Origin of the sequence: Mesorhizobium sp. M7A.F.Ca.CA.004.04.2.1 (assembly GCF_004022825.1) — a bacterium.
Lineage (GTDB): Bacteria > Pseudomonadota > Alphaproteobacteria > Rhizobiales > Rhizobiaceae > Mesorhizobium.
Genome location: NZ_RZPH01000208.1, coordinates 1 through 7,152, shown reverse-complemented (window position 1 = coordinate 7,152; position 7,152 = coordinate 1). Strand labels below are relative to the sequence as shown.

10 protein-coding genes are annotated in these 7,152 nt (G+C 64.2%); all 10 read left to right on the top strand.

Features of this window, described 5'->3' with window-relative positions:
* Positions 1 to 209 (top strand): hypothetical protein (locus EN893_RS38040; RefSeq protein WP_164900814.1); only part of this gene is annotated, 209 nt, incomplete at its 5' end.
* Positions 209 to 649 (top strand): hypothetical protein, encoded by a 441-nt coding sequence (locus tag EN893_RS12095; protein ID WP_127269937.1) that lies wholly within the window; start codon positions 209 to 211, stop codon positions 647 to 649. The genes EN893_RS38040 and EN893_RS12095, both read left to right, overlap by 1 nt.
* On the top strand, positions 649 to 1,008 hold the full coding sequence (locus EN893_RS12090; RefSeq protein WP_127266761.1) for an HNH endonuclease signature motif containing protein: 360 nt from the start codon (positions 649 to 651) through the stop codon (positions 1,006 to 1,008). Before EN893_RS12095 ends, EN893_RS12090 begins: the two co-directional genes overlap by 1 nt.
* On the top strand, positions 1,005 to 1,319 hold the full coding sequence (locus tag EN893_RS12085) for a hypothetical protein (protein WP_127266762.1): 315 nt from the start codon (positions 1,005 to 1,007) through the stop codon (positions 1,317 to 1,319). The genes EN893_RS12090 and EN893_RS12085 overlap by 4 nt, the downstream gene beginning before the upstream one ends.
* Positions 1,320 to 1,357: 38 nt before the next feature.
* On the top strand, positions 1,358 to 2,707 hold the full coding sequence (locus EN893_RS12080; RefSeq protein ID WP_127266782.1) for an MT-A70 family methyltransferase: 1,350 nt from the start codon (positions 1,358 to 1,360) through the stop codon (positions 2,705 to 2,707).
* On the top strand, positions 2,704 to 2,916 hold the full coding sequence (locus EN893_RS12075; RefSeq protein WP_127266763.1) for a hypothetical protein: 213 nt from the start codon (positions 2,704 to 2,706) through the stop codon (positions 2,914 to 2,916). Before EN893_RS12080 ends, EN893_RS12075 begins: the two co-directional genes overlap by 4 nt.
* A complete protein-coding gene (locus EN893_RS12070) occupies positions 2,913 to 3,347 on the top strand; it encodes a GNAT family N-acetyltransferase (RefSeq protein ID WP_127266764.1) in 435 nt (144 codons plus the stop codon). The genes EN893_RS12075 and EN893_RS12070 overlap by 4 nt, the downstream gene beginning before the upstream one ends.
* Positions 3,344 to 6,184 (top strand): DNA methyltransferase, encoded by a 2,841-nt coding sequence (locus tag EN893_RS12065; protein WP_127266765.1) that lies wholly within the window; start codon positions 3,344 to 3,346, stop codon positions 6,182 to 6,184. Before EN893_RS12070 ends, EN893_RS12065 begins: the two co-directional genes overlap by 4 nt.
* Positions 6,181 to 6,909, top strand: a complete 729-nt coding sequence (locus EN893_RS12060) for a hypothetical protein (RefSeq protein WP_127266766.1) — start codon at positions 6,181 to 6,183, stop codon at positions 6,907 to 6,909. Before EN893_RS12065 ends, EN893_RS12060 begins: the two co-directional genes overlap by 4 nt.
* The coding region (locus EN893_RS12055; protein ID WP_164900813.1) for a hypothetical protein at positions 6,902 to 7,152 on the top strand (251 nt) is incomplete at its 3' end. The genes EN893_RS12060 and EN893_RS12055, both read left to right, overlap by 8 nt.

Genomic DNA, 7,152 nt, shown 5'->3' with positions numbered 1-7,152 from the left:
CGCTCGTGCCGCTTGAACCGGAACCGCCGGCAGCCGTCGGGGTCGATGACCTGGCCGACGTGCACAAGGAAACCAGCGAGGCGGTGACATCGCTCGCGGCAGTCGTCGCCGGGCGTTCCGACATCGCCGCGGCAAAGCGGGCGGCGGTTCGCGAGATCGACGAAGGCATCAGCTCGCTCTACCGGGCGCGCCGGAAGGTGGCAGCGTGATGGCCAGCCTTGCCCGCCGTGACCCCGAAGAGCGCGCCGACAGCTTTTACCGGTTCTCGGTGAAGTGCGACCGGTTGACGAACCTCAAGATCGAAGCCGCCGCGCGCAAGGCGGGGGTCAGCTCTACGACCTTCGTGCAGCGGCACTTCGAAGCGATCGTTGACGAGCCGCCGGATGACACCGGCTTTTGCGCCGATGCGTTCGCCCGCCAGCACGGCGTTTCGAGCCAGGCCGCAAAGCTGTGGAACGTCATGCGCAGGGAAGCCAATGCCGCAGGCGTGGTGAGCGGCGGCCTGCGCGAGTTCGCCAGCGCCGCCAGGATCAGTGCCGGGCATGGCAGCGACTACATGGCCGAGCTGATCGACACCGGCCTAGTCACAACCGTGGTGCGACCGGCGTCGCGCAACCCCGGGTCCTATCGCATGGCGAAGGTGTCCTGATGTTCGACCGCCGCGCCCACATCGCAGAGCGTATCAACGCCGCCATCGATATCCGCGATGGCGGTTTCAGCACGCCGTGCTGGTTCTGGACTATGGGCGACAGCGGCACCGGTCGCGGCGGCGGCTATCCTCGCATGAAGCTGAACGACCGCACGGTCGCCGCTCACATAGTCAGCTTCACCAATGAATTCGGCTATGTGCCGCGCAACAAGCAGATCGACCACAAGTGCCACAACCGGCGCTGCGTCAATCCGGATCATCTGGAGATGGTCAGTCACATCGAAAACCAGAAACGGCGTGACGCCGCCAACGGCGTGGTGCGGCGGAAGCGCAGGCGGCGGAAGGCGGTGAAGAAATGAAGGCCCTCCCTGGGAAAATCCAAGTCGTCGACATGGCCACGGGTGAGGTGACCGAAGATCGGGAGGCCTCTTGTGGCCTCATGCCTCCCGCGTTGGACGCGTGTCATGTGTGCGGCCATCGTCCAGCGCACGGTTCAGACGAGCCGCACAACGCGCAAAGCCTCTACTACCAGTATGCGTTCTATGCCGATAACGGCCGCTGGCCGACCTGGCGAGACGCGATCGCGCACTGCTCGACGCCTGTTCGCGAGGGGTGGGAAGCGGAGCTTCGCAGGCGTGGCGTGTGGCCTGCCGAAGAGGTGGCCAAGTGAGCGACCTTCTAGCGCACCCGCTGGCCGAACTGTTTCCGATGCTGTCGGAGCAGGAAATGCACGAGATGGCCGACGACATCGTCACCTATGGCCAGCGCGAGCCGATCGTGCTGCTGGACGGCAAGATACTGGACGGGCGCAACCGCTATGCCGCGTGCGTTTTCGCCGAGGTCGAGCCGGTCTTGGTCGACTATGACGGCGATGATCCGCTCGGCTTCGTGCTGTCGCTGAACTTGCACCGCCGGCATCTGTCGGAGAGCCAACGCGCCATGGTGGCGGCGCGGCTGGTCGACTGGGATATCGGCATCAACCAGAGCACCGCCGGGTCAGCAAATTTGCCGACCCGGGAGGCAGCTAGACGGCTGTCGATTTCGGAACGCGCGGTGATCGCCGCCAAGCGCATTCGAGACCATGGTGCGGCCGAACTGATTGAGGCCATCCGCGACGGCCGGGTTTCCGTGCACGCCGGCGAGGCGCTGTCCGACCTGGCTGTCGAGGCGCAGCGTGAGGTGCTGGCGCGCGAGGAAAAGCACATCGTGGCGCGGGCGAAAGAGATCCGTGCCGAGCGGCAGAAGCTGCGCCACGCCGTGCGGCTGACGCATATGGACATGGTGCGGGCCAACGGCCGAGCCACGGCGCCGGGCAAGCTCAAGCGCACCTATCCGGTCGGCTATCTCGATTGTCCGTGGAAATATGGTGTCCGCTCGGAAGTGACGGGGCGCGAAAAGAGCGCCGAAAACCACTATCCGACGATGACGACCGACGAGATCATCGATCTGTTGAAACAGCTCGATCCGTTCAGCGAAAACGCCGTCATCTATTGCTGGGCGACCAACCCGATGCTGCTCGACGGGTTGCGGGTGCTGGCCGAGCTCGGCTTCACCTATGTGCATCACTGGATCTGGGACAAGGAAGTTGCCGGCACCGGCTATTGGGGCCGCGACCGTCACGAAATCCTGCTCATCGGCCGCCGCGGCGATGTCGCCGCGCCCTTGCCTGGCTCGCAGCCGGAGACGGTGCACCGCGAGCGCAAGACAAAGCATTCCGCCAAGCCGGATTTCTTCGCCGAGACGATCGAGCGGCTTTTCCCCGGAGTGGCCAAGATCGAACTGTTCTGCCGCGCGCCACGGCCGGGCTGGGATCATTGGGGCTTTGAGGTTGGAGATTTGCCGGAAGCGGCAGCCGAGAAGGTGGGCGGGGTTGCCAGTGCCTGCAGCGCCTTAGTCATGCGGAGAGAACTGGACGTGAACGCCAGCGAGAATGGCGTGACAGCCGGAGAGACGGGTAGCGACACCTGCGAGCGAGCAGCCGCCGAAAGTGGTGCGACAGCCGGAGAGACGGCACCTGTTTCCAAACGAGGGCGCCCGCGCAAGGCGGTGCCGGCATGACCGAATTTACGAAACATCTCGCCTTCGCCCGCGCCGACGCGCTTGAGCTGCGTAGCTTGCTCAAGCGGACTGAGGATATCCCGCCGGATCAAATGGCTGCTCACCTGGCGGCCCTGCGCGTTCAGCACGCGATGATTGGCCGTGATCTGGACAGGCTCCAGAAGGCGGTGCCCGCCTTCGCCAAGGCTACGGAGGGCAGGCCGGCATGACGATCCGTTACATGAACGTGCCTCTGGCGCCCGACTGGATGAAGATTGCGAAACGCTTCTTCGCCAGGATGATCACTGAGGGGGCGATCGATGCCGGACGGGAGAAACTGACAGGCTTCGAATGGGGCGTGTTCGCGCTCGAAGGAACGGGGCAGCGGTCAAAGCCGGTCGGCATGGCGATCTACTACCAGCCGGAAGGCCATGACCTGGTCTGGCTCGATCTGCTCTATGTCGAGCCGTCGCATCGTGGCCTCGGCATCGCCACGGCCCTGATCGAGCGCACGTCCGCAGCGGCTGCGACGATGGGCGCGGGGCGACTGGATTTCGGCGCGCTCTGTCACAACACCCGGATGTTCGCCCTGGCCGAGAAATGCGGCTTTGCCCAGATTGCGGTGCAGTTCGGGCGCGACATCAAGGCGGTGCCGGCATGAACGCGCTCGCCTCCGACGATCCCTACCTGACCTTCCTGCGCGGCAAGATGCAGCTGGCGAAAGCCGACGGCTTCGATGTAGCACTCGACGACATCAACCCGGCCGGTGCCCCGCATTGCCGGGCGATCGTGCGCTGGGCGCTGAAGGGCGGCAGCCGCGGCATCTTCGCGTCGTTCGGGCTGCACAAGACGTTCATGCAGATCGAGCTGATGCGCCTGATCGGCAAGTTCGCGCCCGGGCTGCGATTGATCGTCATTCCGTTGGGGGTGCGGCATGAGTTCTTCGCCGAGGCGGCGGAGCGGTTCCAGGGTGAATTCGGCGTCACGCTGAAATTCATCCGCAGCGATGCCGAGGTCGACAGCGCCGACACGATCTACCTGACCAATTATGAAAGCGTGCTGGCCGGCAAGATCGACGCGTCGCGCTTCGTTGCCGCCAGCCTGGACGAGGCGGCGGTGCTGCGCGGCTATGGCACCAAGACGTTCCAGACATTCCTGCCGCTGTTCAAGGCGGTGCGCTTCAAGTTCGTCGCCACGGCGACGCCGTCGCCGAACCGGACCAAGGAACTGATTCACTATGCCGGCTTCCTCGGCATCATGGACACCGGCCAGGCGCTGACGCGGTTCTTCCAGCGCAATTCGGAGACGGCCGGCGACCTGACGCTGTTCCCGCACAAGGAAGATGAGTTCTGGCTGTGGGTGCACAGCTGGGCGGTGTTCCTGCAATCGCCGTCGGATCTCGGCTTTCCCGACGACGGCTATGTGCTGCCGGCGGTGACGGTGAACTGGCACGAGGTGCCGATCGACCATTCGACGGCCGGTTACGACCGCGATGGGCAAGGCCTGCTGATCCGCAACACGGCGCTCGGCGTGGTGCAGGCCAGTGCCGCCAAGCGCGACAGCCTGGCAGCCCGCATCGACAAGATGAGCGCGCTGCTTGCCGAGGATCCTGCTTCGCACGCCCTGCTGTGGCACGACCTCGAGGATGAGCGGCGGGCGATCGAGGCGGTGGTGCCGGGCGTGCGCTCGATCTATGGCACGCAGGGGCTGGACCCGAACGAACAGAACGCCATCGGCTTCAAGGACGGCAAGTTCAAATACCTGGCCACCAAGCCGGAAATGTCGGGGGCCGGCAACAATTTCCAGAAACACTGCCACTGGGCGATCTTCGTCGGCGTCGGCTTCAAGTTCCATGACTTCATCCAGGCGGTGCACCGCATCGTGCGCTTCGGCCAGCTGCAGGAATGCCGCATCGACATCATCTTCTCGGAAGCCGAGCGCGAGGTGCGCCGCAACTTGGAAGGCAAATGGGCCGAGCATGAGCGGCTGATGGCGCGCATGGCGGAGATCATCCTCCGCTATGGACTCGACGGCCTGCCGCTCGACGACGTGCTATCACGCTCGATCGGCGTCGCTAGACGTGAAGAGCGCGGCGACATGTTCGTCATCGCCCACAATGATGCGGTGCTGGAGGCGCGCCAGACGGCAAGCGCCAGCGTCGGCGAGATCGTCACCTCGATCCCGTTCGCCAACCACTACGAATACACGGCGAGCTACAACGACTACGGCCACACCGACGACAACGACCATTTCTGGGCGCAGATGGACTTTTTGACGCCGGAGCTGCTGCGCATCCTGCAGCCCGGCCGGCTGGCCTGTATCCATGTCAAGGACCGGGTGCTGTTCGGCTCGGTGACCGGTGAAGGCGTGCCCACCGTGTCGCCGTTCCACGCCGAGGCGATCTTCCACTATCTGAAGCACGGCTTTCAGTACATCGGCATGATCACCATCGCCACCGACGTGGTGAAGGAGAACAACCAGACCTACCGGCTGACCTATTCCGAGATGATGAAGGACGCCACCAAGATGGGCGTCGGCTGTCCGGAATATGTGCTGCTGTTTCGCCGGCCGCAGAGCGACCTGTCGCGCGGCTATGCCGACCAGCCGGTGGCGCATGCAAAACCGCTGGTGGTTGCGGCCGATGGCCAGCACGAGCGCTGGAGCGATGGCGACCGCCGGCCGCAGGTGCCCGACAGCGGCTACACGCTGGCGCGCTGGCAGCTCGACGCGCACGCCTTCTGGCCGTCGTCAGGCGACCGGCTGCTGACCACCGATGAGCTTGTACGGCTCGGGCCGAAGCCGCTGCGGACGCTGTTCCAAAAAGTCTCGGAAGAGGCGATCTACGATTTCGAGATGCATGTGAAGCTGGGCGAGGAACTGGCCGCGCGCGACAGCCTGTCGAAGACCTACATGACGCTCGATCCGCCTTCGAAGCATCCGGCAATCTGGACGGACGTGGTGCGCATGCTGACGCTGAACGGGCAGCAGGCGTTCCGCAACCTGGAAAAGCATGTCTGCCCGCTGCAGTTCGACATCGTCGACCGGCTGATCGACCGCTACTCCAATCCCGGCGACATCGTCTACGACCCGTTCGGCGGGCTGATGACCGTGCCCTATCGCGCCATCCTGAAGGGCCGGCGCGGGCAGGCCTCCGAACTTTCCGACACCTATTTTCGCGACGGCACGCGCTACTGCCGCGAGGCGGAAGCCAAGCGCGCCGTGCCGACCATGTTCGACATGCTGGGCATTGATGAGATCGACCAGGCCGTCGAGGCGAAGGGCAAGCAGAAATATCGCGAGGCCGTGGCGGAAACGATCGCCGAGGCGCGAACCACCAACCGGCGCACGTTGCGGGCACTGCGTGATCGGTTGCTCACCCTGTCCGATGACGACCTTGCACGCGAATGGAACGGGTTCGACGACGGCTTGCTCTACGCCTACGGCGAGGATGGCGATGAGCTTGTGATCGGTGGCAATGTTGCGGAGGCGGCGGAGTGACCTTCCTTGGCTGCGAAACGATCTATGGCACCGACGGCGAGTATTCGACGCCGTACATGACCCGTCTATGGTTTGGCCGGCTGCGCCTGCACATCTTCCATCGTGGCGATGCCGATCCCAATCCTCATGACCATCCGTGGGATTTCTGGACGTTCCCGCTGACCAGCTACGTCGAGGAGTTCACGCTCCCGATACTCGAAAGTGATCGCGATCATGCCGAGTTGCCAATGGTGGCCCTCAAGATGGGATGGGCTACCAAGCGAAGGCTGGTTCGCGCGTTTCGCATCCACCACCGCAATGCCAGATACCTGCACAGGGTTCTGGGGCGCTTCTCAGGAGAATGGTGGCACGACTGGCCCGGGCGGGTGCGTGGAGCCCCGCCTCTGCCGTGTTTCGATGGGCGCAAGATCATCACCATCGTCTGGACTGGGCGACCATCACGAAAGTGGGGATTTTTCCGCTACCGTGACGGTACCTGGTGTTGGACGCCGTGGCGGGAATACATCTTTGGCGGCGGAAAGCACGCACCGTGCGAGCCGCCCCAATACGATCCCGATAAGAATTCAGCAGGTTGTTATGCAGCCGCGATCGAGGCGAAGCGGCTCCGAGGAGATGCACATTATCCCGAGCCGAAAGAGCGCGCACCGGATCCTGAGACCGAACGCCAGTTGAAGGAGCTGAAGCGTGCGCTTGACCGCAAGCTGCGGGAGGCCGGCAATGGCTGACCCGTTCGACCGCGACCGCTTCGCCGCAACCGTGCGCCGCCGTCTTGACGGCGTCTCTGTCCGCCAAGCTGTGGACGCCTTCCCTGCGCTCAACGTCGCCATGATCACACGGGCCAAGCAGAGCCGCTCAAACCTGACGGTGGGCAGCTTCCTGACCCTTTGCAAGGCGCTTCGACTGCGACCGATGGATTTCTATCTCGCCGATGTGAAACGCCGCCGTGTGACGCGGAAAACACTGCTTAG